Below are 22,930 nucleotides of genomic sequence, written 5' to 3' on the forward strand. Positions count from 1 at the left end.
GTAATGATTCGAAATCTCGCCCGCGGGCAGCAAGCCTTCACGAGCAACGTGTTTCTCGTCACCGGGGACCGAACTGTGCTGGTCGACGTCGGCAACGAGTTCGACGTGGTGTCGGCTGTCAAAGAGCACGTCGACGATATCGACGCCATCGCTGTCACCCACACCCACTACGACCACGTCGAGAACCTCGACAGCGTCGTCGACGCTTTCGACGTGCCGGTGTACGGCTACGACACGGAGCAGGACGGCATCGAGAACGCTATCGCCGACGACGAGACGATACAGCTGGGCGACCACGGCTACCGGGCGCTGCACACGCCCGGCCACAAGAACGACCATCTCTGCTTCTACTCTGCGGACGCCGGCGTCCTGTTCGCCGGCGACCTCGTGTTCGCCAACGGGAGCTTCGGCCGGACCGACCTCGACGAAGGGAATCGTGACCTGCTCGTCGAGAGCATCGACCGAATGCTGTCGGTTGTCGACGAGGACCTACAGGAGATGCACACCGGTCACGGACCGAGCGTTACCGATGCGCCGTATCAGGACATCGAACTGGCGCTGCAAGCCGCAAAGTTCTGAGAGCGCGGCCGAGCGCACAGGTTTCAGTCGAACGCACAGGCCAGCAACGCGTCGTAGGCGTGGTCGTAGGCATCGGCGACAGCCGCCGGGTCACTGCGCTGTTCGCTGTCGAGCGCGGGGAGCCGTACTGCCGCGACCTGCTCGATGAGGTCGACGACGTTGGGCACCCGTTCCTCCAGCTGGCCGTCGCCGGGGCCGCCCGTGGCAATCTGACAGGCCTTGGCGTACCGGTCGCCGTCGTAGATACGCGCTCGGCCCGGTTCGACGACGGCCACGGCGTCGGGTTCGATACCCGACAGCGGCCGGGCCACGTCGCCGTAGGACTCGACGACCGCCCGGTCGGCCGACTCGATGTCAGCGGCGAGTGACTCCAGGGCCTCGACGTGCATCACGCGCATCAGGTCGTTGAAGTCGGCGACCGAGGTGACCCGCGGCGCGTCGGCGAGCGGGAGACGCTCGGCGACGGAGTCGGGCACGTCGACGGTCCCGTTGACGACGTACTCGACGCCGGTTTCGGCACTCGGGCGGCCGACCCGGTCGACGACGAACTGCTGGTTCTCCTTGCCGAGCAGGCCCGTCTCCGCGCCCGGCGAGGGATGCCACAGCCGGTGAATCGGGTTGATTTCCTCGGGGACTACGTCGCCCGGGGACGCGGCCGCGAGGCGCTTGGCGTCCTTGCCGTACAGCCGCCCCTCGCTTGTTGCCCGCTGATAGTCGTCGTGGTCGAACCAGTAGTTGTTGCCCGCTCTGGGCTTGAATCCCTGGGCGCTGGTCCGTTTGAGCAGGCCGACGCTGAACGTGGTCTTGCCCGCGTCGACGCGGTCATTGCCGGCGACGAGGAGCTTCATGACTCGGCAAAACCGTACAGTCCGACGACATCATCGTCCTGCGGGTCGGCGATGACGAGGTCGTCCTGATTGAATATCATCCACGGGATGGCCCAGTCGATGAACACCGACTCATTGGCCTCGCTGAGTTCGGCGTCCGCCGGGAGCCCCTGCAGGAGGCGGGCGATTTCCGGGATAGTGTACAGTTTGTCGGCGTCGAGAATGTCCGCAGGTTCGTGGAGCTCGAACGACAGTATCTCGTCGAACTCCTGCTTGTCGACAGGCATACCTGCCGGTATGCCGAGCGAGTGGGTAAATCCCTCGAACCGGCGGAACCCATTTACTCGCTGGGCAGGAGTGTTCAGTAATGGCAACGCTGCTTGTTGCGTACGCCTTTCTTTTGCTCGTCGTGGCCGTTGTTCTCGGGACGCTGTCGGCGTACGCGTGGGGGCGGCGCGACTACACCGGCGGGACCGCACTCGCGGTCCTGCTTGCCGGGCTCTCGGTCTGGGACCTCTGTGTCGCGGCCGGTGTCTTGACGCGCGGGACCGACGTGGCTCTTCTCTTCGCATATGGCCTGTACGTCGGCGTAATGCCCGCGATAGCCGGACTGTTCGTGTTCTCTCTGGCATACACCAACCGCGACCGGTATCTCAATCGGTGGACTTACGCGCTCCTGAGCATCGAGCCAATCGTGTTCTTTACTGCGCTGCTCGCCGGCTCTGACGGGCTGGTATACACTGTATCCGGCCCGACGGACACCGGCATGTACGGCTGGACGATCACAGCCGGGCCTGTTTTCTGGGGACATCTCGTGTACTCCTACGCACTCATCGCCGCGTCGAGTGCGCTCATCATCCACTACGGGCTCGGCTCCGGTGAACTGTACCGAAAGCAGGTGTACGCCGTTCTGCTGGCTATCGGCCTCCCGTGGTTCGGGAGCGTTCTCAGCATCTTCGGCGACACCAGCATCGAACTCACACCGTTGTTGCTGGCAGGAACCGGAATCACGCTCTCGTGGGCGTTCTTCAGGGGGCGACTGCTGGACATCTCGCCGGTCGCCCACCGTGAGGTCGTCGAGTCGCTCAACAGCGCTGTGTTCGTCGTCGACACGAACGACAGGATACTCGAAGCCAACGACGCTGGCCGCCGCCTCCTCGGAGACGAAGCTCTCGTCGGCCAGCCCGTCGCGGCTGCGCTCGAAACGTCGCCTGAGCTTCTCGAAAAGTACCGCAGTCTGAACGACGACGCCGAAGAAACAGCAGCCGTCGTCGAGCAACGCGACCGATTTTTCGACATCCGGCTCACACCGCTGCACGACGCCCGCGACGCGCTGGTCGGGCGTGTCTTTCTCGTCCACGAAATCACCGCACAAAAGCAGCGGGAGCGAGAACTGGAACGCCGGAACCAGCAGCTCGACCAGTTCGCCGCCGTCCTCTCACACGACCTGCGGAACCCGCTGAACGTGGCTTCGGGCCGACTGGCGCTGGCCCGGGAACGCAACGACCCCGAGGAGTTCGACCGTGTGGAGAAAGCCCACGAACGGATGAGTAGCCTCATCGACGAGGTGCTCGCCTTCGCCCGCGACGAGCAGACGACCGACCGGGTCGAGCTACGGCTTTCGGCGCTGGCGAAGGCGGCCTGGGGTCACGTCGACACCGGCGAGGCGACGCTGCAGATCGACGGCGACAGAGAGATTATCGGCGACCGTGACCAGCTCCTGCAACTGTTCGAGAACGTGGTTCGGAACAGTGTGGAGCACGGAGCCGCAGGCGGGCGGTCGGACGACGCCGCGGACAGGGCAGTGACGATACGCGTCGACGCCACCCCCGAAGGGTTCGCAATCGGCGACAACGGGCCCGGCGTCCCACCCGAGAAACGAGCGGAGATATTCACACACGGCGTCAGCAGTTCCGAGTCGGGGACCGGCCTCGGACTGGCAATCGTCCAGCACGTCGTCGAGTCCCACGGGTGGGATGTCGAGATGACGGAAAGCCGGTCAGGCGGCGCGAAACTCGTCGTCTCGGGACTCGGAGCGGAATCAACGCAACGGTCCGAGTCGGTGTCATAGCCAGTCGACAGCCTAAGGCCCGCCCGGTCGTGAACTTCGGTATGGCTGATGAGGACCACATCGAAGCGCTGCTCGCCCGGCTGTCTCGCGCACAGAAACTCGCGCTTGTTCGCGGCGCAACCGACCCAGAGGGCACAGCGACGGGGTACCTCCCGAGCATCGAAGAGGCCGGGATTCCGCCGTTTCGTCTCGTCGACGGGCCGCTCGGCATCCGTGCAGAGGGCCATCGCGCGACCGCCTTTCCCGCGTCGATTGCGACGGCAGCGACGTTTGACACCGATCTGGCCCGGCGACAGGGCGCGGCGATGGGACGCGAAGCGACGGCACTCGGACAGGACGCGCTGCTCGCGCCCGGTGTGAACGTCATCCGGGTCCCGCAGTGTGGCCGCAATTTCGAATATCTCTCCGAAGACCCCGTCCACGCCGGCGCTGTCGGAGCCGGCCTTATCGACGGCATTCAGTCCGCTGACGTCGTCGCCACGGTGAAACACTTCGTCGCTAACAACCAGGAGACCCACCGAACGACCGTCAGCGCGGAAGCGGACGAGCGGACGCTCCGGGAGCTGTACCTCCCGCCGTTCCGTTCGGCCGTTGACGCCGGCGTCGGCTCGGTGATGACGGCGTACAACCGAGTGAACGGCACGCACATGAGCGACCACGAGCGCCTCGTCGGTGACGTGCTCAAAGGTGCGTGGGGGTTCGACGGCTACGTCGTCTCGGACTGGTACGGGCTGGAGAGCACCGTCGGCGCGGCCAACGCAGGTCTTGACATGGAGATGCCCGGCGTGGCGGAAGTCCCCGACGACGGAACCGGGAGCTACGAGTGGCCCGACGGCATCCCGGACGCGACACGCGCGGGCCTGTTCGGTGACCCGCTGGCAGCGGCCATCGACAGCGGCGAGGTTCCAGCCGACCGACTGGTGGACATGGCGCGGCGGGTGCTCGGGCAGATGGACCGGTTCGGGCGACTGGACGGCGGCCGGACTGCTGCCGACGACGGTGAAAACGACGATGAGGTGGGTGAAATCGACAGTCAGCGCCACCGTGACATTGCGGCGGACGTGGCGGCCCGCGGGACGGTCCTGCTCGACAACGACGGCGTCCTGCCGCTGGCCGATGGGGCGGACGTGGCTGTTATCGGGCCGAATGTCGATGAGCCGAAACTTGGCGGTGGTGGCTCCTCCGAGACGTCGCCGGTCCACTCGGTCACACCAGTCGAAGGAATCGAATCTCGCGCCGTGGGCGCTGTCACGACCGCGTTTGGCATCCCACAGATCGAGTCCGTCTCGCTGTTCGACCTTCTACCGTTCGTCGGTGACGACGATGCTGACGGTACGGCTGAGGACGACACCCGACGGGAGCCGTCGCTTGACGACGCTGTCGACGCAGCCGCGGCAGCCGATGTCGCCGTCGTGTTCGTCCGTGATGCAACGACGGAGGCCCGGGACCGCGAGTCGCTCGAACTGCCGGGCCGACAGGACGCACTCGTCTCGGCTGTCGCCGCCGCCAACGAGAACACCGTCGTCGTCGTCAGGTCTGGCGGCCCAGTGGAACTCCCCTGGCGGGAGGACGTGGCCGCGATCATCGAACAGTGGTACCCCGGACAGGCGGACGGCGACGCGGCGGCGGCAGTCCTCTACGGCGACCGCGACCCCAGCGGCCGGCTCCCGGTGACGTTCGCCCCGGAAAGCCAGTACCCGACTGCAGGACCCGAGCGCCGCTACCCCGGCGTTGACGATCAAGTCCACTACGATGAAGGCGTCTTTATCGGCTACCGACACTTCGACGACGAAGACGCGAACCTGACCTACCCCTTCGGGCACGGCCACTCGTATGCGACATTCGCATACGGCGATGCCGAAATTACGGCGGAGCAGACCGTCACAGTTTCTGTCGAGAACGTCGCCGACAGGCCGGGCCGGGAGGTCGTTCAGGCCTACGTCCGACCGCCGTCCGTCGAGGACGCTGACCGCCCCGTGCGTGAACTCGCCGGATTCGAAGCTGTGCAGTTGGACGCCGGTGAACGACAGACGGTGACACTGACGCTGGATGACCTCGCGTTCTCGCGGTACGTCCCCGACTCCGGGTGGACGGTCGACAGCGGAACGTACACCGTTGAAATCGGGCGGTCGTCGCGGGACGTTCGGACGACTGTGGCGGTCGACCGGTAGCGTGTCCGGTCGTTACCTCGGCTGAAACGCGGCGTTTTCCGCAGAAGCCCGTCTGAACCGGGGGGTCCGTGGCCGGGGATTTCAAGCCCCCCGAATACATATAGCCGGTCATGAGTCAGACGCTCGAAACCATGGAGCCGAATCCGGTGTGGGTCGAAGACGCCTACTCCGACACTGTCGACGTTCTCACGCGCTACGCCGACGAGTTCGAGTACAAGATCTGGGGCGGCGACTGGTGCAAGGACTGCCGGGCACAGCTCCCCGACTTCGGGGCGGCGTTGAAAGCCGCCGGTGTCCCCGACGCACTGGTCCACCACTACCCCGTTGAGAAGGAGGAGGACGACTCGAAGACAGGACCGGAGGTCGAGGCATACGACATCGAACTCATCCCGACAGTCGTCGTCGAACACAATGGCGAGGAGATTGCCCGATTCGTCGAGGAGGAGCCGGTCCCTATCGCGGTGTACCTCGCCGACAAAATCGAAGCCGAGATGGCCTGATTCTCACGCCGCGTCGTCAGTTCCCGCGCCCCAGTCTAACGCCGTCTTGAGGTCGTGTTTCGGTGGCGAACAGGCGAAGTTCCGGCAGGCGTACACCGTCGGCCGCTCATCGACCTGCTCGCGGCCGGCCCAGATTGGCGGCGAATCGTCCAGTCCCAGCGTTCCGAGCCACTGCTCGAAACGACTCTCGTCGGCCGGTCGGTGGGCCAGTAGACGGCGCGGAATGTACCGGTCGGAAAGTGTCTCCGTCCACTCGTCGGGGTACTCCGACCGGTCGCCGACGAAGGTGAGTTCCAGCGCGCCCTGCTCGTAGGTGTCCGTCGCCAGCGTGAGCGAGGCGTGCTGGAGCGGGTTCGAGGAGACGCGATCGGCGTGGGTCCGGATGACCCGCTCGGCCACGTCCTCGAAGCGGTCGTCGTCGCTGAAATGCGACAGCGACAGCAGGAGGTCGACGGCGACGCCGGTGCTGGACGGCGTCGACTGGTCGGTCAGTTCCTGGGGCCGTGCGACCAGCGATTCGCCGCCGGTCGGCGTGAAAAACAGCGTCTCCTGTTTGTCGTCCCAGAACGCCTCTGTGATGGCCTGTCCGAGGTCCATAGCGAACGCGAGGTGCTCGATGTCGCCGGTCGCCTCGAACAGCGTCAGCGCGCCGCGACCGAGGAACGCGTAGTCCTCCAGGTAGCCGTCGATGGCCACGTCGCCGTCCTTGTACCGGCGGTTGAGTCGCCCCGCGTCGGCGTCCCACAGGTGCTCCCGGACGAACGAGAGGGCGTCGGCAGCCACGTCGGCGTAGGCGTCGTCCAGCACGAGAGCGCCCTCGGCGAGCGCCCGAATCATCAGGCCGTTCCAGCCGGCCAGCACCTTCTCGTCGCGGGCCGGTCGCGGTCGGCTCTTTCTGGCCTCGAAGGTCTGGTTCAGGGCCCGCTGGAGGCTCGCCGTGATTTCGTCCTCGCTTCGTTCGTACTCCTCGGCGAGCGCCGGGACGGGCTTTCGAACCGCAAGGACCGTCCCGCCTTCGAAGTTCCCCCGCTCCGTGACGCCGAAGTAGTCACAGAAGATGTCCGCGTCGGTCTCGTCGTCGACGGCCTCGCGGACCTGCTCGGGCGTCCAGACGTAGAACAGCCCCTCTTCCGTCTCGCCCTCGGGGTCATCGACGGGCGCGCTCTCGGCGTCCAGCGTGCTGAAAAAGCCGCCGTCTGGATGCTGGAGTTCGCGCTGGACGAACTCGAAGGTCTCCCGGACGACCGCGGCGTAGCGTTCGGAGCCGATGGCCTGGTAGCCCGCGAGGAAGGCACGGGGAATCTCGGCGTTGTCGTACAGCATCTTCTCGAAGTGCGGGACCGCCCACTGCTGGTCGGTCGCGTAACGGTGGAAGCCGCCGCCGACGTGGTCGTACAGTCCCCGGTCGGCCATCACATCCAGCGTCTCCTCGACGACGGTCAGGTAGTCTTCCTGACCGCCGTCCGCGTGGGCTCGCAGAAGTGCATGGAGCCGCCCGTTCTGGGGGAACTTCGGCCCGCCGGAGCCCCAGCCGCCGTCCTGACGGTCCGCCCCGCGATGGGCAATCGTGCCGGCAGTCTGGATGATGTCCTCAGCGGGGTCTTCGGGAGCGGCGGGCGTCGCTTCGAGGTCGCTCTCGATTGCCTCGGTCCACTGCTGGGCACGGTTTTCCATCTCCTCGCGCTGTTCGGGGTCCGACCACGAGTCTGAAAGGCGCTGGAGCAGGTCGCCAAAGCCCGGCTGGCCGCGCTTCTCCTCCGGCGGGAAGTAGGTCCCGACGTAGAACGGCTCGCCCTCTGGCGTGAGCCAGGCCGACAGCGGCCAGCCACCGCCACCGGTCACCTGCTGACAGATACTCATGTACACCGAGTCGAGGTCCGGGCGTTCCTCGCGGTCGACCTTTATCGGAACGAAGTGTTCGTTGAGTTGCTCGGCGATGGCCTCGTCCTCGAAGCTCTCCTCCTCCATGACGTGACACCAGTGACACGCCGCGTAGCCAATAGAGAGGAAGATTGGCACGTCCCGCTCTTTGGCGGCTTCCAGGGCCGTTTCGTCCCAGGGCTGCCAGTTGACGGGGTTGTCAGCATGCTGGCGGAGATACGGGCTCTCCGCCTCGTCGAGTCGGTTTCGGGCCGTCGGGTCCGTGGCGTCGCTCATACCCGTGGCTGGGAGCGCCGCGGTGAAAAGGAACGCGACGCCGGCAGCGAGGACTTACTCGCCGGCCAGCCGGATTCCACGGGCGATGACGTACATAAGGACGACACCGGCTCCGACGGCGACGATGAAATCACCGAGCAGGGCCAGTAATGCACCCAGTGCGGAGTTCTCCGCGCCGAAGAACGCGATGGCATAGAGAGGGAGGCTTCCGGCAACGAACACGCCGATGAGCTTCGCGAGCGGAACGGCTTCCGAGAGTATCTGGGCCGTGTCCAGCTCTCCTGTTGGGGGGTCGACAAATGGGCGGGGGGGACATGTACCCGTGTGTCAGACGGTCGGGTAAAGTAGCTCCCGGTCTCCATCCAGCGACCTGTACACGAGCGCACTCGAAACAGAAACGACCGCCACAGTCAGCGAAAACCGGCGAAAAGACAATACTTACGTGAGAGCCAATCCGGCCTTCGGGTATGTCAGAGACAGTGCTGCTCGTGGGTGGCGGTGGCCGGGAACACGCGATTGCGCGCTCGCTCGCGGACTCGCCGGGGGAGCTGTACGCCTGTGCTAGCAACCGGAACCCGGGCATCGTCGCTCTTGCCGACGGCTTCGAGGCACTCGACACGACCAACCCGAAGGCCGTGACGACCTACGCCCGGGAGGTCGACGCCACGCTGGCGGTTATCGGACCCGAGGCAGCCCTCGCCGCTGGAGTCGCCGACGCGCTGGACGACGCCGGCATCTACACCTTCGGGCCACAGGAGCAGGAGGCCCGTATCGAGACAGACAAGGCGTTCCAGCGCCGGTTCATGCGGGAACACGACATCCCCGGCTGTCCGGACTTCGAGACGTTCGAGGACATGGACGCCGCCTGCGAGTACATCGACGAGTACGACGGTGACCTCGCGGTCAAGCCCGCCGGCCTCACCGGCGGCAAGGGGGTCCGCGTCATCGGCGACCAGTGCACCGCCGAGGAGGCCAAGGAGTACCTCCGGAACGCCGACTACGACCGCGTCGTCCTCGAAGAGCGACTCGTCGGCGAGGAGTTCACCGTCCAGGCGTTCGTCGCCAACGGGCAACTGCGCGTCACGCCCGCCGTCCAGGACCACAAGCGCGCCTACGAGGGCGACGAGGGGCCGAACACCGGCGGGATGGGGAGCTACTCCGACGCCAGCCTCCACCTGCCGTTCATGGACGAGGACGACTACATGGACGCCGTCGATGTGCTCCGTGCGACCGTCGACGCCCTCGACGGCTACAAGGGCGTGTTGTACGGCCAGTTCATGCTCACAGAGACGGGACCGCGCGTCGTGGAGTTCAACGCCCGCTTCGGCGACCCCGAGGCGATGAACACCCTGCCGGTCCTCAACACAGACTTCCTCGACGTGCTGACCGCCGCTCGCGACGACAACCCGCTCCCGCAACTGTCCTTCCGCCCGCTGGCGACCGTCTGTAAGTACGCCGTTCCGGACGGCTACCCGACCGACCCTGACGCCGGGGCGAAGGTGACTATCGACGACGGTGTCATCGCGAGCGTCGTCGAAGAGCACGCCGACCAGTCCGGTGACGCGGCCGACACCGCTCCCGAGGCGCTGTTGTTCTACGCGAGCGTCGACGACCGCGAGGACGGTATCTACACCACCACCTCCCGTTCCTACGCCGTCGTCGGCCTCGCGGAGACCATCGCGGATGCGGAAGCCATCGCCGAGGAGTCGCTGGAGCGCGCCGGCACCGAAGGCCTTCGGGTCCGCCACGATATCGGCAAAGACGACCTCGTTCAGCAGCGCATCGACCATATGGACGACATCCGCGGCGGTGCGGACTGAGCGCGTGGTTGCAGCGTCAGCGGTCACGTGGTGGCGGCCCGCCGGACGGTGAGTTGCGGTGGCACTGACAACCGTCGATATCCGGTCCGCGCTGAACGTCCTCGGGGCTATCATGCAGTGGCTAGCCGTTCCGCTGGCGATTCCGGTGGTCGTGGCCCTGCTCTACGCCGAGTCGCCGTGGCCGTATCTGGTCACGATAGCAGTCACTCTCGGCGTCGGCAAAGCGCTGGCCTGGTTCCAGCGCGAACACATTCGCGACCGTGAGGCGTTTCTCACGGTGTCCCTGGCGTGGTTGACTATCGCTGTCGTCGGTGCGATGCCGCTGTACATCGAGGGCACAGGAGTGTTTGCCAGCCCAGTCAACGCCCTGTTCGAGGGGATGAGCGGCATCACGACCACCGGCGCGACGGTCATCAGGGACTTCGACGCTCACTCGCAGGCGCTGCTCATGTGGCGGCAGGTCCTCCAGTGGCTCGGCGGGCTGGGCGTCCTGTTGCTTGCGACGGCCGTGCTGTCGCGGCTCTCGGTCGCGGGCGCACAGCTCATGGAGACCGAAGCGCGGACCGAGAACGTCACGAAGCTCACTCCCGGTATCGAGCAGACGGCGCGCATCCTCGGACTGCTGTACCTGGGACTGACCGCAGGGGCAGCGCTAATTCTCGCTGCGCTCGGTGCCAGCGGTCTCGCGCCCGGGATGACGCTTTTTGACGCAGTCGCACACGCGTTCACCGCCATCGCAACCGCCGGATTCTCTCCGCGAGCCGAGAGCATCGGCGCGTTCTCGCCGGCCGTCCAGTGGGCGGTCACGCTGTTTATGATCGTCGGCGCGACGAACTTCGTCTTGCTGTATGCGCTGCTCCGTGGCGACACCCACAGACTGCGCAATAGCGAGGAGTTCCGCTTTTATCTCGGAATCCTTGCTGTCGGCTCAATGCTTGTTGGTGGCTTGCTGGTACTTGACCAGGGCGTCACTGGCGGTGTCGGGGACACTGTCCGACACGCTGTCTTCCAGGTCGCCGCTATCGTCACAACGACCGGGTTCGCCTCGACGGATTTCAATACCTGGTCTGCCGGGGCCAAGAACGTCCTCTTCGTCATGATGTTCATCGGCGGGATGGCCGGCAGCACCACCTGCTCTATCAAAACGCTCCGCTGGCTCGTCGTCACCAAGTCCTTCTGGCGGGACCTGAACGTCGCGGCCCATCCACGGAGCATCCGCCCAGTACGGCTCAGTAACGAGGCTATCAGTGAAGACACTGTCCGCGACGTGTACGCCTACACGTTAGTGGCAATGGTGTTTTTCGTCATCGGAACTGTTCTCCTCGTCGTCGATGGGGAGCGCTCTGGGGCGCCGATAACCGAGTTCGAGGCCCTCAGTGCCGCCGCGTCGATGTTTTTCAACATCGGCCCCGCGTTCGGACAGGCCGGCCCGTACGGGACCTACGAGGGCTTCGCCCGGTCGAGCAAGGTATTGATGATACTGCTGATGTGGGTCGGCCGAATCGAAATTGTCCCCGTGCTGGTGATGCTGACGCCGACGTTCTGGACGCGGTGACCGCCGGCGAGCCGACGGGTTTGATTATCGCGGCCCCGTACACGACGGACGTGAGTGGTCCACGACACGACCGGCTGCGCCAGCACCCGACGCCCGGCCCGTACAACTCCTTATTCCCGTGGCCGGACGGTAAACACCCGCTCCGGGTGATGGTCAACTACGTCGTCATCCTCGTCTGTCGCATCTCGCCGAGCCTTCGGCTCAAGAACTGGCTGCTGTCCCGGCTGGGCGTCACCGTCGGCGACGGCGTCGCGTGGGGCCTGGAATCGACGCCCGACGTGTTCTGGCCCGAACTCATCACTGTCGAGGACCACGCCATCATCGGCTACGACGCGACGCTGCTGTGTCACGAGTTCCTGCAGGACGAGTACCGAACCGGCGAGGTCGTCGTCGGTGAGCGGGCGATGGTCGGTGCGGGCGCGGTTGTCCTTCCCGGCGTCGAAATCGGTCCGGGCGCACAGGTCGCGGCGAACTCGCTCGTGGCTGACGACGTGCCGCCGGAAACGACCGTCGCCGGTGTTCCGGCCGAGCCGCTGGGCTCGGACGACACAGCGACCGAAGAACCGTAACACAGCGCTTAGCTCCGGATACGGACGATACCCGTATTGAACACCCGCTTGTTCGGGATTATGTACTCCTCACCGTCGCTTTCGATACGCGTGACGAGAATGTCCACCTCCTGAACGATGCCGCTCTGGTCGCCGATGACGATCTCGTCCCCGATGCTGTATGGCTCTGTCAACAGGAGGTAGAGACCGGCCGCACCGGCCTGCAGGATGTCTTTCAGCGCCAGCCCGCAGACGAACACGAGCCCGAACGCGTACGCCCCGAGGAGAATGAGCAGGGCGAGGGTCTCGACGCCCAGTTGACCGAGCGCGATGAGTACTGCCAGATAAAAGATACTGTACTTGACGACTTCTGGCAACACCGTCGCCTCGGGCATCTTGACGCTGCGCAGTCGCTCGGAGACGATGAGCTTGGCTTTATCGCCCGCAATGAGACCGATGATGACGGCAAAGAGGGCGATAAACAGATCGGGCAGGAACGACGTGAAACGGGCCCAGTACAGTTCCGGGTCGGTCAGTTGTGCGATGTTGAGGACGGCAGTGACCGTCGTGATGTAGATGAACAGCGCCGCCAGATTCGAGACGATGCCGACGGTCGATGTGCCGAGCCCCCGTGCCGTCCGCTCGAATGGGGTTCCCTCTACTGCCTCTGGGACGCCGAGTTCGCGCATAAACCGCCGGGAGGAGCGCCAGACGAGATAGCCGAGGACGATACCGACAGCCAGTACCACGAGCGAAAGGATGAACGTTCCCTGCGGTGAGAACACCTGCCGGATGATCGTCGCCCAGTCGAAGCCGAGTTGCATCCTCAGTACTCCTCGGGGTCGATTTCGAGGACTAGCTCCCCGCCTTTGAACGCCCGTACGAGCCCGTCGCTCTCAGAGAGAACGATAGCCGTCGCGGTGGTGTCACGGGTGATCGCGCCCGCCGCCATGTGCCGCGCACCGAGTCCTTTGGGGATGTCGACCCCCTCCGCGGAGGGTTCGAGATACCGATACGCGGAGACGATTTTGCCGGCGTCTGAAATGACGAACGCCCCGTCGAGCCGCGAGAACTCCTTGAGCATCACGTTGACGATGGGGTCGCCGACGTGGACGTGGGACTTCTCGAAGGGGTTGTACGACAGCGGCCGGGACTTGTTCATCACCTTACCGGCGTCGCCAACGACGAACAGTGCACCGACCGGCTTGCCTTTCTGCCCCTTCTTTCCGAGTTCGATAGCGACCTCGAAGACGTCGCGGACGACGCTTGCGTCTGCCCGCGAGTTGACGAACATGTCGTACACACCAGAGGGCGAGAAGTCGTTCGTCTGAACCCGAACGAGCGTGTTCTCGGAACCGTCCAGCACTTCGGTCACGCAGAGGACCTCGTCGCCCTCGTCGACGATGCCCTGCTCCAGTGCGCCTTCGATACCGAAGCGGAGGCGGCCTTCGAGGTCGGTGAAATCGATGGGTAGCTCGACGAACGGCTCCGCATCGAGGGTGTTCTCCGGGCCGACAACGACGATTTCTTCATCGACGTCGGCGAACTCCTCGAAGAACGACGCGTTCGGGGAAAACAGGAACACGGCGTCGACGTCTGCGACCAGGTCTCCGAGCAGGTCGCGCAACTCGTTCATTATCAGAACGATGCTGTCTGTCGAAAAAAAGGTTGCGGGCAGTCAGCCGCGCGTCCGACGGCAGGCCCGCCGTCAGATGTCCGTCGAGGGCACTGCCAGTAGACGGTCGAACGCACCGCTTTCTCCGTGGCAGTGGCAGTACGTGCCGACGGTGTTGTACTCTGTGAGGCCGTCGTGTTCGCCGTCGATACCGTCGCCTCGAACCATTTCGAAGGCGAACGACGCGTCACTGTCGAGGGTCGCAGCTGAGTAGTGGAACTCGTGGCCGCGGCGGTGTGTCCCGGACCCAGCCACGACAGAGTCTGACTGCGCCGCTAGCTCTACGTGGTCGAGCGCCTGATACCGGTCTTGCATCTCGATGTCCGCGGGGAGGACCCCGGCCATCTCGTGGGTGTCGCCGCCGGTCGTCGTCAGCGACTCCGACAGCGCCATCAGGCCGCCGCACTCGCCGTAGATGGGGACACCGTCGGCGGCACGACTGGCTAGCTCGTCGAGTGTGCCGCCGGCTTCGAGCGATTCGCCGTGGAGTTCCGGATAGCCACCGGGCAGATATATCGCGTCGGCGTCGGGGACTGGGTCGCCGGCGACCGGCGAGAACGGCTCGACGGTCGCCTCGGCACGGAGCCGTTCGAGTACCGAGGGGTAGGTGAAACAGAACGCGCTGTCCCGTGCGACGGCGACCCGACGGTCGGCCAGTGAGCCGTCAGTAGTCGTCCTCGCCGTCTCGACTGCCGGCGGTGTCCGGGCCACGTCGACAAGCCGTTCGACATCGATAGTCTCCGCCGCTGTCGAGAGCGCGTCGCGGTCTAAGCCGGCCTCTGCGCCCATGTGCAGTCCGAGATGCCGGTCGGGAATCTCCAGGTCCGACATCGGCGGAATCCGGCCGAAGTAGGTGAGGTCCTCGGGGAGCGCGTCCCTGATACCGTCGGCATGCCGGCCGCCGTGGGCGCGCTGTGCGAGGATGCCGACCACGTCGATGTCAGCGCCGATGCGGTCGGCGTACCGTGCGAACCCCAGCGCCGTTGCGGCGACGCTCTCCATCCCGGCTTTTGCATCCACGACCAGAACGACCGGGAGGTCAAGCCCCTCGGCAACGGCTGCCGTCGACGTCTTCGTCCCGTCGTAGAGCCCCATCACGCCCTCTACGATGCAGATATCCCCTGTGCCGCGCCAGTAGGTGCGACACATACCAGCCTCGCCAGCGAGCCAGGGGTCGAGCGTCCGCGAGGGCGTGTCCACGAGCGCCTCGTGGTGGCTCGGGTCGATGAAATCCGGGCCAGCCTTGGCCGGCTGGGGCTGATACCCGGCGTCTTCGAGCGCTGTCAGAGTCGCCAGCGTGGCAACGGTTTTGCCGACGCCGGAGCTTGTGCCGGCGAGGACGACCCCGTCCATCCTCACGTCCTCTCCTCGGCTGTCGCTGAGGGCGCGTCGCCGATCAGGTCGTCGTAGAGAGCCCCAAACCGGTCCCGTACCTCTGCCATCGGGATACCGGCGCGGTCGGCTAGCGCCAGCGCGCCGCCCATTCCGACCCCTTCCTTGGCCTCGCCGGCGACGAACCGCTCCATCGCGACGTGGTCGCTCTGGTCGAATCCGGGGTCCGTTACCGTCAGGTCGAGATCGAGCCGAGCAGCGGAGGCTCGCACGTCGGCACTCTCGTCGTCAGCTACGTAGCTCGTCGTCGCCAGTCCGAGCGGTCCCTCGTAGCCGCCGTGGCGGACCAGCGCAGCGACGGCGATGCACTGGCTGCCGCCAGCGAGTGTCACAGCTGTATCGCTCTCGACGGCTCCCGCGGTCAGACCAGCGAGCGTTGCCAGAACGGGGTCACCCATCCGGCGGACCGCCCGTTTCGGTTCGTTTGCGGCGTCACCCGGTGACAACGAACTGGCTTGGAGTCCCTCGGCGACCAGTTTCTCTTTCTGTTCTGTGGGATTCTCTGGAAGCGACGATGAGACCATCCCGTCCTCACCCAATGCCCGGAGGACGCCGAGGGCCGTCGTTGTCCCGCCGGGAATAGTCTCGCCAAGATACAACTCGTCGGCCGGGAGCGCCTGCCCGAGCTGTCGGGCGGCCGCGAATGCCCCGTGGGCCGTCGACACCGGGTCTTGCTCTGCGATGTCTTTTCCCGGACGTGCGCCGACAGCGACCGTTGGCGCTCCCGTTCGCTCCGCCAGTCCGCCGTCAATAACTGTGGTATCAAACCCCAGGACTTCTCGGACAGCCCGTGTCACCAGTGCCGGCGTCGGACAGCCGCTTGGACTGACTGGTGTCACGTCCGTCCGGACCGGACTGCCGTATGTCACCAACTCTGCATCCGCCGCGGGCGTTACTGACATGAGCTCGGGATCGGCTCCAGCGGCGCTGATACCCGCCCGACTTGCGGTTTCCGTGGTTCCTGCGACGAGTGCAAAGCGCGTTCCGACACCGGGTGAAGTCATTGTGGTTGTATTACCACAAATAAACTTTAATACCTTGGTGACGGGGTGGCGCATGATTTATGACGCACGCCCGCGGTTGCCCGAACATGGACGACTTCGACGAACTCCGCTCGTCGTTGACGCCGCGCGAGGATAACGAGGCGATCGTTTCGTACCAGAACACGACGGCTGTAGCCTGTCCGTCCTGTGAAGAGCCGTTCGACGATATGGTCGTCTGCAAGCAGGAGTTCACGTCGCTCAATCTCGATTTCGAGATGGACCTCTGTACGACCATCAACGACGGGAACGTCGTGCTATTCACCCACAAGTAACTGGTCGAAACCGGGACACGTCGCTGTTGTTTCTCTCTTTGTTATCTACGGCGATGGCGTGGTGCCCGGTACTGACGGCCTGACGAAAAATCAGATCTGATAATCTCGGCGGTGATTTTTTATACATCTCCCCGCTTTGTTCCAGATAGGCACCGTACTGGTGCCGCACCACCCCCACCCCCCACCCCCACATTCCTTACCTTTCCACTTCCTGTGAGCCGCTAGCTCCCACGCCAACAGTTCGTAGCTCCCAGCCGCCCCTCCGGTGTGTGCAGTAATTCTGGCCAGCCCAACTATCAGGGCTGAGCTTCCGGTGTGGCACATCGAAGCCGGTCGCATCCGCTCACGATGAATGACGGAAAATGGAAGGGGCGGGAGTCGAACCACGCGGAGCCCTTTGCGGGGTAACCACCAACCGATTCTGGCATGTTGGCTGGTAGCGCTCTACCACTGAGCCACCCTTCCAAGCTACCCAATATACGTTCCTGACAACCAAGTAAGTGATGATTCCGGGTGTTTCCGCGCGCAACGCTCCCGGCAGTCGAGTGATGTTTAGCCGGGCGTTTGCTGGACCATTGTGGTACCGTTTATCGTCGGAGCGGTATCTGTCCCTTGCCTATTCCTATCGGATCCACAACAGCTTATTTCATGCTGGCCGACGACAGTATTGGACGTGAGATACACGAAAGTCAACTACACCGACGTGGAACCGGTCGCAGATGCGATGCACTTCCTCCGGGACCCGCTGGACTGTGAGCAGGTTGGCGTCACTGTGCTGGACTGTGAGGCTGGCTGGACCGGCAAACCGCACGACCACGCCGACGAAGGTCACGAAGAGGTGTACGTCCTCGTCGAGGGAACAGCGACTGTCGAGGTTGACGGCGACGAGGTGTCCCTCGAAGCCGGCGACGCAATCAGGCTTCCGCCGGAGGCGGAGCGAGCGATCCACAACGGCGATACTGAGAGCACGTTTATCCTCGTCGGCGCGCCCTGAAACTCGCACAAACAGATAACCCAGGCGGTGGGCAGGTCGTCAGTACGACCGGACCTTCGGTTCGTAGGTCTCTTCGTCGCCTTCGAGGATAACGGGCTTGTAGTACAGTTCCGGCTGGCCCTCGTTCCATGCCAGCATCGTGTGCTTGATCCACTCGTCGTCCTTGCGTTCCTGGTGCTCCGCACGCCAGTGTGCGCCGCGGAACTCCTCGCGGGCAAGTGCGCCGAGCGTGATGGCCTCGGCCACGTCGAGGATGTTGCGCGTCTCGATGGTGTGGATGAGGTCCGTGTTGTAGGTCCGGGAGGGGTCCTCGACAGCGACGTTCTCGTACTCCTTGCGGGCTTCCCGAAGGTCCCGCAGGGCCTTCTCCAGGCCCTCCTCTGTCCGGAACACGTTGACGTTCTCGGTCATCGTCTCCTGGACATCCGCGCGAACTTCAGCGTGGTTGATGCCGTCGGACTCGATGAGGGTTTCGACGCGCTGGCGTTCCTGCTCGACGGTGCTTTCGAGTACCGCCGTCGGTTCGACAGCGGCCCCGTCTGCGGCAACGTCGCCGCTACTGGCGTCGATTGCGCCGGGTTCGACCGGTGGCTCCACGTCGCCAGGCTCGCTTTTGGCGGAGGGACCAGTCTCGATTTCGGCGGTTTTCATGTCCTTGCCGGCGGCGTGGTGGCCGGCGCGAGCGCCGAACACGAGTAGTTCCGGCAGGGCGTTGCCCCCGAGTCGGTTCGCGCCGTGTAGCGACACGCAGGCGGTCTCACCGGCCGCGTAGAGGCCGTCAATGCACGTCTCGCCGTTCTCGTCGGTCTCGACGCCGCCCATGGCGTAGTGCTGGCCGGGCTTGACCGGCATCGGCTCCTCAAGGCCGTCGACGCCCTCGAAGTCCTCCGCGAGGTGGAGGATGTTCTCAAGACGGTCGAGAATGCGCTCCTCGCCGAGGTGGCGCATGTCGAGGTCGACGTACTCGTCCTCGACGCCGCGGCCCTCGTTGACTTCCGTCAGTTCGGCCCGGGCGACCACGTCGCGGGAGGCCAGTTCCCCCTCGTTGTTGGCGTAGCCGTGCTCGAACATGAACCGCTCCTCGTCGTCGTTGTAGAGGATGCCGCCCTCGCCGCGGACCCCTTCGGAGATGAGCACGCCTGTCGACGGGAGCGTGGTCGGGTGGAACTGGATCATCTCCATGTCCTCCATCGGGACGCCGGCGCGGTAGGCCATCGCACAGCCGTCCCCGGTGTTGGCGACGGCGTTCGTGGTGTGGTCGAAGGCCTGCCCCAGACCGCCGGTCGCCAGGATGACGCCGTTGTTCGCCCGGAAGCCCTGAATCTCCCCGGACTTGATGTCGTAGGCGACACAGCCGTGACAGACGCGGTCCTCGGGGTCGTCGTGGTCAGTGACCGCAAGCTGGGTCACGTACCACTCGTCGTACACTTCGATGCCGCGCTTGACCGCCTGCTCGTACATCGTGTGCAGGAGGTGGTGACCGGTTTCGGCACCCGCGTAGGTCGTCCGCGGGTAGGAGAGACCGCCGAAGGGTCGCTGGGAGACGCGCCCGTCGTCCTCACGCGAGAAGGGCATTCCCCAGTGTTCGAGCTGGATGACCTCTTCCGGGGCGTCCTTGGCGAAGGTGTCGATAGCAGGGGCATCGCCAAGGTAGTCGGACCCCTTCATCGTGTCGTACGCGTGGAGGTCCCAGGAGTCCCCTTCCTGCAGCGCGGCGTTGATTCCCCCCTCCGCGGCACCTGTGTGGCTCCGAACCGGATGGAGCTTGGTCACGAGGGCAACGTCTGCACCCTCTTCGTCCGCTGCAATAGCCGCCCTGAGGCCAGCGCCACCCGCGCCGACCACGATGACATCGTGTTCGTACATTGTGAGAGTGTCTCTTGGCGTGGTTTCGGCTTAGGATTAGCCAAACTTAAGCCTCCCTGTTGCGTTACCGAGCGTGACGCTTCTAGTGAGCTGTATCCCATTTCTGACACCGGCACGTACTGTCAGTAAAAGTGAATTTTTGACCTATCCGATGGAATTATATCACACGCTGTGAATACTTAGGAACCAACTACTGATACTAGAGCAACCGGATAGTCCCAGTACGGCCCCGGCCCGTTTCAACGCTGATGCCAGACCAGTACCTCACGTCAACTGATGATTTCGAAGCGGTGTTAGCAGAAGCACCATCAGTTCTGACAGTTACCGACACCGAACTGGTGATACGGTTCGTGAGTCCGGCTATCGAACGTATATTAGGGTATGATATGGAGTCGCTCGTCGGCACGAACTGGCTGGATCTCGTCCACCCAGAAGATACAGACCGCGTCCGCGCCACACTCGTGGGCGAACGAGAGGACGACGGGACCGAGTACCGGTTCCGAAACGCCGACGGCGACTGGCTCTGGCTCGAAACCATCGTCTCAACGGCCACTGAGACGGACCGCGATTGCCGAGTATTCACCTCCCGCGATGTCAGCGACCGGCCGCGCTTTGAGGCCCAGTTTCACCAGTTCGTCACACACACCTCCGACGTACTCACTGTGTTCGACGAGCAGGGCAGCGTCGAGTACATCAGCCCGTCTGTGGAACGCGTCCTCGGCTACGAGCAAGAGGAAATGCAAGACTCGGACCTCTTCGAGTACGTACACCCGGACGACCTCTCGACCGCGCTCACCGAGTTCGGCCGGATGATAGACGACCCGGGGTACGTCGCTGTCATCGAACACCGATATCGCCACGCCGATGGTGACTGGATCTGGGCGGAATCCCGTGGCCAGCAGGTCGCGAGCGGCCCGCTGGAAGACCACGTTGTCGTTACGACCCGCGATATCTCCGAACGGAAACAGCGCGAACAGGAACTCAAACGACAGAACCAGCGCCTTGAGCGTTTCTCGGACGCTATCAGTCACGACCTCCGGAACCCGCTGGATGTCCTCGACGGCTCGCTCGAACTCGCGCGTGAGACCGGCGAAGAAGCACACTTCGAGCGAGCCGAGCGGAGCATTGACCGAATGTACACGCTCATCGACGACTTGCTCGTACTCGCCAAACAGGGCGTCGACCCGACGGAGATCGAAACAGTCGACCTCGACGCCCTTTCTCAGCGGGCCTGGTCGATGGTCGACACCCAGAACGCGACGCTTGAAACTGTTGCTGACGACAGCATCAAGGCCGACGAAGGCGCGATGCTGGAATTACTTGAGAACCTCTTTCGGAACGCTATCGAACACGGTGGCGACGACGTGACCGTCACCGTCGGAACAGAGCCGTGGGGATTCTACGTCACGGACGACGGCGCGGGCTTTCAGGACGGCACCGCGGACCTGTTCGAACCCGGCTACTCGACGGCCGATGAGGGAACCGGGTTCGGGCTCTGCATCGTCGAACAAATCGTCGACGCACACAACTGGGAGGTCATCGCCACCGACAGCGAAAGCGGCGGTGCGCGCTTCGAGTTTATCTGTTCCGATAGCTGAACTGAGCTCTGCGCTCGTGCCTGTGATCCCCTCCAAAACCCATCTCACACAGTTCAGTGCGTGGATCTAGATCACGACCGCTGTGGCTATTCGGCTCGGGCCACCGTCGCTGTCGGACTCCGAACGCGAACCGGAAAACTAGCCAGTCGAACCGCGTTACCAGAACTTGAGGTTGTTCTTGACCGCTTCCCGCTTCAGTTCCTGGATGTGCTCTGTCAGCGGGATGTCCTTCGGACACACTTCGGTACAGGAGAACTGGGTCTGGCAGCGCCAGACGCCGTGTTCCTGTTCGATGATACGCAGGCGCTCCTGCTTGCGGTTCTCGCCTTCGCGTTCGTCCATCGCGAACCGGTAGGCCTTGTTGATGGCGGCGGGGCCGAGGTACTCGTTGTCGCCGGCGGCGATGTTACACGAGGACATGCACGCGCCACACCAGATACACCGCGTGGACATCTTGACCTTTTCGCGGTTCTCCCGGGTCTGGCGTTGCTCTTCGAGTTCGTCCTCAGGGAGCTCGTCGGCGTCGAAGTACGGCTCGACGGCCTCCATCTGGTCGTAGAAGTGCTCCATGTCGACGACGAGGTCCTTCACGACCTCCTGATGGGGCAGTGGCTCGATACGGATGGGGTCCTCGAGCTCGGATATCTGCGTCTTGCAGCCGAGTCGCTGTCTCCCGTTGACAAACAGCGCATCGGATCCACAGACGGCCTGCCGGCAGGAGTGTCGGAAGGTCAGCGAGGAGTCGTAGTGGTCGCGTGCGTAGATGAGGGCATCGAGGATGGTCATGCCCTTGTGGAACGGAACGCGGAAGTCGTCGAAGCGTGGTTCCTGCTTCCCTTCGACTTCGGGGTCGTAGCGGAATACTTTCAGCGTGATCGTGTCTTCGTCGTCGAGCGTCTCCTCTTCGACTTCTCGCTGGGCCTGCTCCTGTGCCTGTCGTTCGTCTCGCTGTGCGCGCCGACGGTCACCCGGGGATTCGACCTCGGGCTCTGTCTCCTCGTCGGCCTCCGTCTCGGTCTCCTGTTGTTCGATTTGCGTGCTCATAGTTCAGACGAGGGTCGTCATGGCCAGCGACACGCGGGTCCCCTGCACGACGAGCAGGAGGCCGGCGATGCCGAGCATATATTTGACTGCGTTTTTCTGGGAACCGGTGAGTCCCTGGTTGACCAGCGCGTTGTACACGCCGTTGACGCCGTGGAACGTCGCGGTCACGAGGAACAGCCACATCGTCGCGAAGTAGCTGACCTGACTCATTCGGGCCTGCGTGCCTAGGAACGTGATATCTGCGGCGTGGTTCACGAAGTGCAACAGCATGAAGTGGAACGCGAGCACGCCGATCAGGAACACCGCTGTCAGGCGCTGGAACAGCCAGCGACGGCCGCCGCGGTCAAAGGAGGAGTAGTGCTGTGCCATTAGAGTAGTTTCCCCCCGAGGAACGTCGGCACGCTTGCGACGACGATGGCGCCCGTCAGCACGAGCGAGGCGTAGAAGCTCTTGTCCTGCGATTCCAGCCCAACGCCGAGGTCAACCATCAGCAGTCGAATCCCGTTGAGGATGTGGAAAACGGCGACGGCCAGGAGCCCGACTTCGAGGAACCGGACGATCAGCAGCGATTCGAGGCCGCTGAGCGTGCTGGTGTAGAGGTCGGTGCCTGCCTGCGCGCTCGCCGGATCGACGCCGACCGAAGTGCTCAGCACCGCGATGTGGGTGAACAGGTAGCCCACGAGAACCCAGCCGGTGAACTTGTGGAAGATCCAGGCCCACATCCCGGCCGTGAACTCCCGCCACCGTCCGAAGTCCTCGACGGTGCCGCGATTGTAAGACTGACTCATACACTGGGGGGTTAGTCCGGGGACAGATAG

General features: G+C 64.3%; 22 protein-coding genes and 1 tRNA gene. 10 read left to right on the forward strand and 13 right to left on the reverse strand.

The features are described 5' to 3' along the window. Positions 1 to 3 precede the first annotated feature (3 nt). Positions 4 to 579: an MBL fold metallo-hydrolase gene (locus D3D01_RS10690; protein ID WP_101350219.1), complete on the forward strand. Its 576-nt coding sequence runs from the start codon at positions 4 to 6 to the stop codon at positions 577 to 579. 23 nt (positions 580 to 602) lie between these two features. Here D3D01_RS10690 and D3D01_RS10695 read toward each other — a convergent pair whose 3' ends face one another. Next, positions 603 to 1,427 (reverse strand): ATPase, encoded by an 825-nt coding sequence (locus tag D3D01_RS10695; RefSeq protein ID WP_101350218.1) that lies wholly within the window; start codon positions 1,425 to 1,427, stop codon positions 603 to 605. After that, positions 1,424 to 1,693: a DUF5827 family protein gene (locus D3D01_RS10700; RefSeq protein WP_121512179.1), complete on the reverse strand. Its 270-nt coding sequence runs from the start codon at positions 1,691 to 1,693 to the stop codon at positions 1,424 to 1,426. Before D3D01_RS10700 ends, D3D01_RS10695 begins: the two co-directional genes overlap by 4 nt. An 80-nt stretch (positions 1,694 to 1,773) precedes the next feature. Between D3D01_RS10700 and D3D01_RS10705 the strand changes: the two genes are divergently transcribed. The 3 genes from D3D01_RS10705 to D3D01_RS10715 all read left to right on the forward strand — a co-directional run bounded on the left by D3D01_RS10705 (position 1,774) and on the right by D3D01_RS10715 (position 6,148). Further along, on the forward strand, positions 1,774 to 3,477 hold the full coding sequence (locus D3D01_RS10705) for a histidine kinase N-terminal 7TM domain-containing protein (protein WP_121512180.1): 1,704 nt from the start codon (positions 1,774 to 1,776) through the stop codon (positions 3,475 to 3,477). Positions 3,478 to 3,518: 41 nt separating this feature from the next. Next, on the forward strand, positions 3,519 to 5,648 hold the full coding sequence (locus D3D01_RS10710) for a glycoside hydrolase family 3 protein (protein ID WP_121512309.1): 2,130 nt from the start codon (positions 3,519 to 3,521) through the stop codon (positions 5,646 to 5,648). A 110-nt stretch (positions 5,649 to 5,758) separates the two neighbouring features. After that, positions 5,759 to 6,148 carry a thioredoxin family protein gene (locus D3D01_RS10715; protein ID WP_121512181.1) on the forward strand — a complete coding sequence of 130 codons (390 nt, stop codon included), beginning with the start codon at positions 5,759 to 5,761 and terminating at the stop codon, positions 6,146 to 6,148. A 3-nt stretch (positions 6,149 to 6,151) separates the two neighbouring features. On the opposite strand, the gene D3D01_RS10720 is transcribed toward D3D01_RS10715, so the two are convergent. Both D3D01_RS10720 and D3D01_RS10725 read right to left on the reverse strand, forming a co-directional pair. Then, entirely contained in the window at positions 6,152 to 8,305 is a 2,154-nt protein-coding gene (locus D3D01_RS10720) for a thioredoxin domain-containing protein (RefSeq protein WP_121512182.1), read from the reverse strand. A 54-nt stretch (positions 8,306 to 8,359) separates the two neighbouring features. After that, positions 8,360 to 8,581: a hypothetical protein gene (locus tag D3D01_RS10725; RefSeq protein ID WP_121512183.1), complete on the reverse strand. Its 222-nt coding sequence runs from the start codon at positions 8,579 to 8,581 to the stop codon at positions 8,360 to 8,362. Positions 8,582 to 8,772: 191 nt separating this feature from the next. On the opposite strand from D3D01_RS10725, the gene purD reads away from it, so the two are divergent. From purD to D3D01_RS10740, 3 genes are read left to right on the forward strand one after another with little or no spacing between them, the layout of a single operon-like run. Then, complete coding sequence (purD, locus tag D3D01_RS10730; RefSeq protein WP_121512184.1) at positions 8,773 to 10,125, forward strand: phosphoribosylamine--glycine ligase; 1,353 nt, start codon at positions 8,773 to 8,775, stop codon at positions 10,123 to 10,125. 58 nt (positions 10,126 to 10,183) lie between these two features. Continuing rightward, positions 10,184 to 11,680, forward strand: a complete 1,497-nt coding sequence (locus D3D01_RS10735; RefSeq protein ID WP_121512185.1) for a TrkH family potassium uptake protein — start codon at positions 10,184 to 10,186, stop codon at positions 11,678 to 11,680. Between the two features lie 20 nt (positions 11,681 to 11,700). Further along, entirely contained in the window at positions 11,701 to 12,249 is a 549-nt protein-coding gene (locus D3D01_RS10740; RefSeq protein ID WP_198560242.1) for a DapH/DapD/GlmU-related protein, read from the forward strand. Between the two features lie 8 nt (positions 12,250 to 12,257). Here D3D01_RS10740 and D3D01_RS10745 read toward each other — a convergent pair whose 3' ends face one another. The 4 genes from D3D01_RS10745 to D3D01_RS10760 form a co-directional block, all read right to left on the reverse strand. Next, positions 12,258 to 13,052, reverse strand: a complete 795-nt coding sequence (locus D3D01_RS10745; protein ID WP_101350210.1) for a mechanosensitive ion channel domain-containing protein — start codon at positions 13,050 to 13,052, stop codon at positions 12,258 to 12,260. Between the two features lie 2 nt (positions 13,053 to 13,054). Next, complete coding sequence (gene dacZ / locus D3D01_RS10750) at positions 13,055 to 13,864, reverse strand: diadenylate cyclase DacZ (protein ID WP_121512186.1); 810 nt, start codon at positions 13,862 to 13,864, stop codon at positions 13,055 to 13,057. A gap of 72 nt (positions 13,865 to 13,936) precedes the next feature. Further along, positions 13,937 to 15,256 carry a cobyrinic acid a,c-diamide synthase gene (locus D3D01_RS10755; protein WP_121512187.1) on the reverse strand — a complete coding sequence of 440 codons (1,320 nt, stop codon included), beginning with the start codon at positions 15,254 to 15,256 and terminating at the stop codon, positions 13,937 to 13,939. A gap of 2 nt (positions 15,257 to 15,258) precedes the next feature. Continuing rightward, positions 15,259 to 16,299, reverse strand: coding sequence for a nicotinate-nucleotide--dimethylbenzimidazole phosphoribosyltransferase (locus D3D01_RS10760; protein ID WP_121512188.1), 1,041 nt, complete (start codon positions 16,297 to 16,299; stop codon positions 15,259 to 15,261). Between the two features lie 86 nt (positions 16,300 to 16,385). Here D3D01_RS10760 and D3D01_RS10765 point away from each other — a divergent pair, with 86 nt between their 5' ends. Continuing rightward, the gene (locus D3D01_RS10765; protein ID WP_121512189.1) at positions 16,386 to 16,610 is read left to right on the forward strand and encodes a hypothetical protein; all 225 of its coding nucleotides are present in this window, start codon (positions 16,386 to 16,388) and stop codon (positions 16,608 to 16,610) included. A gap of 363 nt (positions 16,611 to 16,973) precedes the next feature. On the opposite strand, the gene D3D01_RS10770 is transcribed toward D3D01_RS10765, so the two are convergent. Next, positions 16,974 to 17,075 (reverse strand) — tRNA-OTHER (locus tag D3D01_RS10770). Positions 17,076 to 17,283: 208 nt separating this feature from the next. Between D3D01_RS10770 and D3D01_RS10775 the strand changes: the two genes are divergently transcribed. Then, positions 17,284 to 17,604 (forward strand): cupin domain-containing protein, encoded by a 321-nt coding sequence (locus D3D01_RS10775; protein WP_199725388.1) that lies wholly within the window; start codon positions 17,284 to 17,286, stop codon positions 17,602 to 17,604. A 39-nt stretch (positions 17,605 to 17,643) separates the two neighbouring features. Here D3D01_RS10775 and D3D01_RS10780 read toward each other — a convergent pair whose 3' ends face one another. After that, positions 17,644 to 19,470, reverse strand: a complete 1,827-nt coding sequence (locus tag D3D01_RS10780; protein ID WP_101350206.1) for an FAD-binding protein — start codon at positions 19,468 to 19,470, stop codon at positions 17,644 to 17,646. Positions 19,471 to 19,718: 248 nt separating this feature from the next. On the opposite strand from D3D01_RS10780, the gene D3D01_RS10785 reads away from it, so the two are divergent. Continuing rightward, the gene (locus tag D3D01_RS10785) at positions 19,719 to 21,068 is read left to right on the forward strand and encodes a PAS domain-containing sensor histidine kinase (RefSeq protein ID WP_101350205.1); all 1,350 of its coding nucleotides are present in this window, start codon (positions 19,719 to 19,721) and stop codon (positions 21,066 to 21,068) included. 156 nt (positions 21,069 to 21,224) lie between these two features. On the opposite strand, the gene D3D01_RS10790 is transcribed toward D3D01_RS10785, so the two are convergent. From D3D01_RS10790 to sdhC, 3 genes are read right to left on the reverse strand one after another with little or no spacing between them, the layout of a single operon-like run. Further along, positions 21,225 to 22,112, reverse strand: coding sequence for a succinate dehydrogenase/fumarate reductase iron-sulfur subunit (locus D3D01_RS10790; protein ID WP_101350204.1), 888 nt, complete (start codon positions 22,110 to 22,112; stop codon positions 21,225 to 21,227). Between the two features lie 3 nt (positions 22,113 to 22,115). Further along, positions 22,116 to 22,481, reverse strand: a complete 366-nt coding sequence (locus tag D3D01_RS10795) for a succinate dehydrogenase hydrophobic membrane anchor subunit (protein ID WP_053969170.1) — start codon at positions 22,479 to 22,481, stop codon at positions 22,116 to 22,118. Then, positions 22,481 to 22,900, reverse strand: a complete 420-nt coding sequence (gene sdhC / locus D3D01_RS10800; protein WP_053969169.1) for a succinate dehydrogenase, cytochrome b556 subunit — start codon at positions 22,898 to 22,900, stop codon at positions 22,481 to 22,483. Before sdhC ends, D3D01_RS10795 begins: the two co-directional genes overlap by 1 nt. Between the last annotated feature and the right edge of the window lie 30 nt (positions 22,901 to 22,930).

The organism is Haloarcula sp. Atlit-7R, from assembly GCF_003666065.1.
GTDB classification, from domain to species: Archaea; Halobacteriota; Halobacteria; order Halobacteriales; family Haloarculaceae; genus Haloarcula; species Haloarcula taiwanensis.

Excerpts from the sequence above, each read along its gene's own strand:
- D3D01_RS10690 (WP_101350219.1), top strand. The coding sequence starts at position 4 with ATGATTCGAAATCTCGCCCGCGGGCAGCAAGCCTTCACGAGCAACGTG.
- D3D01_RS10695 (WP_101350218.1), bottom strand. The coding sequence starts at position 1,427 with ATGAAGCTCCTCGTCGCCGGCAATGACCGCGTCGACGCGGGCAAGACC.
- D3D01_RS10700 (WP_121512179.1), bottom strand. The coding sequence starts at position 1,693 with ATGCCTGTCGACAAGCAGGAGTTCGACGAGATACTGTCGTTCGAGCTC.
- D3D01_RS10705 (WP_121512180.1), top strand. The coding sequence starts at position 1,774 with ATGGCAACGCTGCTTGTTGCGTACGCCTTTCTTTTGCTCGTCGTGGCC.
- D3D01_RS10710 (WP_121512309.1), top strand. The coding sequence starts at position 3,519 with ATGGCTGATGAGGACCACATCGAAGCGCTGCTCGCCCGGCTGTCTCGC.
- D3D01_RS10715 (WP_121512181.1), top strand. The coding sequence starts at position 5,759 with ATGAGTCAGACGCTCGAAACCATGGAGCCGAATCCGGTGTGGGTCGAA.
- D3D01_RS10720 (WP_121512182.1), bottom strand. The coding sequence starts at position 8,305 with ATGAGCGACGCCACGGACCCGACGGCCCGAAACCGACTCGACGAGGCG.
- purD (WP_121512184.1), top strand. The coding sequence starts at position 8,773 with ATGTCAGAGACAGTGCTGCTCGTGGGTGGCGGTGGCCGGGAACACGCG.
- D3D01_RS10745 (WP_101350210.1), bottom strand. The coding sequence starts at position 13,052 with ATGCAACTCGGCTTCGACTGGGCGACGATCATCCGGCAGGTGTTCTCA.
- dacZ (WP_121512186.1), bottom strand. The coding sequence starts at position 13,864 with ATGAACGAGTTGCGCGACCTGCTCGGAGACCTGGTCGCAGACGTCGAC.
- D3D01_RS10755 (WP_121512187.1), bottom strand. The coding sequence starts at position 15,256 with ATGGACGGGGTCGTCCTCGCCGGCACAAGCTCCGGCGTCGGCAAAACC.
- D3D01_RS10760 (WP_121512188.1), bottom strand. The coding sequence starts at position 16,299 with ATGACTTCACCCGGTGTCGGAACGCGCTTTGCACTCGTCGCAGGAACC.
- D3D01_RS10765 (WP_121512189.1), top strand. The coding sequence starts at position 16,386 with ATGGACGACTTCGACGAACTCCGCTCGTCGTTGACGCCGCGCGAGGAT.
- D3D01_RS10780 (WP_101350206.1), bottom strand. The coding sequence starts at position 19,470 with ATGTACGAACACGATGTCATCGTGGTCGGCGCGGGTGGCGCTGGCCTC.
- D3D01_RS10785 (WP_101350205.1), top strand. The coding sequence starts at position 19,719 with ATGCCAGACCAGTACCTCACGTCAACTGATGATTTCGAAGCGGTGTTA.
- D3D01_RS10790 (WP_101350204.1), bottom strand. The coding sequence starts at position 22,112 with ATGAGCACGCAAATCGAACAACAGGAGACCGAGACGGAGGCCGACGAG.
- D3D01_RS10795 (WP_053969170.1), bottom strand. The coding sequence starts at position 22,481 with ATGGCACAGCACTACTCCTCCTTTGACCGCGGCGGCCGTCGCTGGCTG.
- sdhC (WP_053969169.1), bottom strand. The coding sequence starts at position 22,900 with ATGAGTCAGTCTTACAATCGCGGCACCGTCGAGGACTTCGGACGGTGG.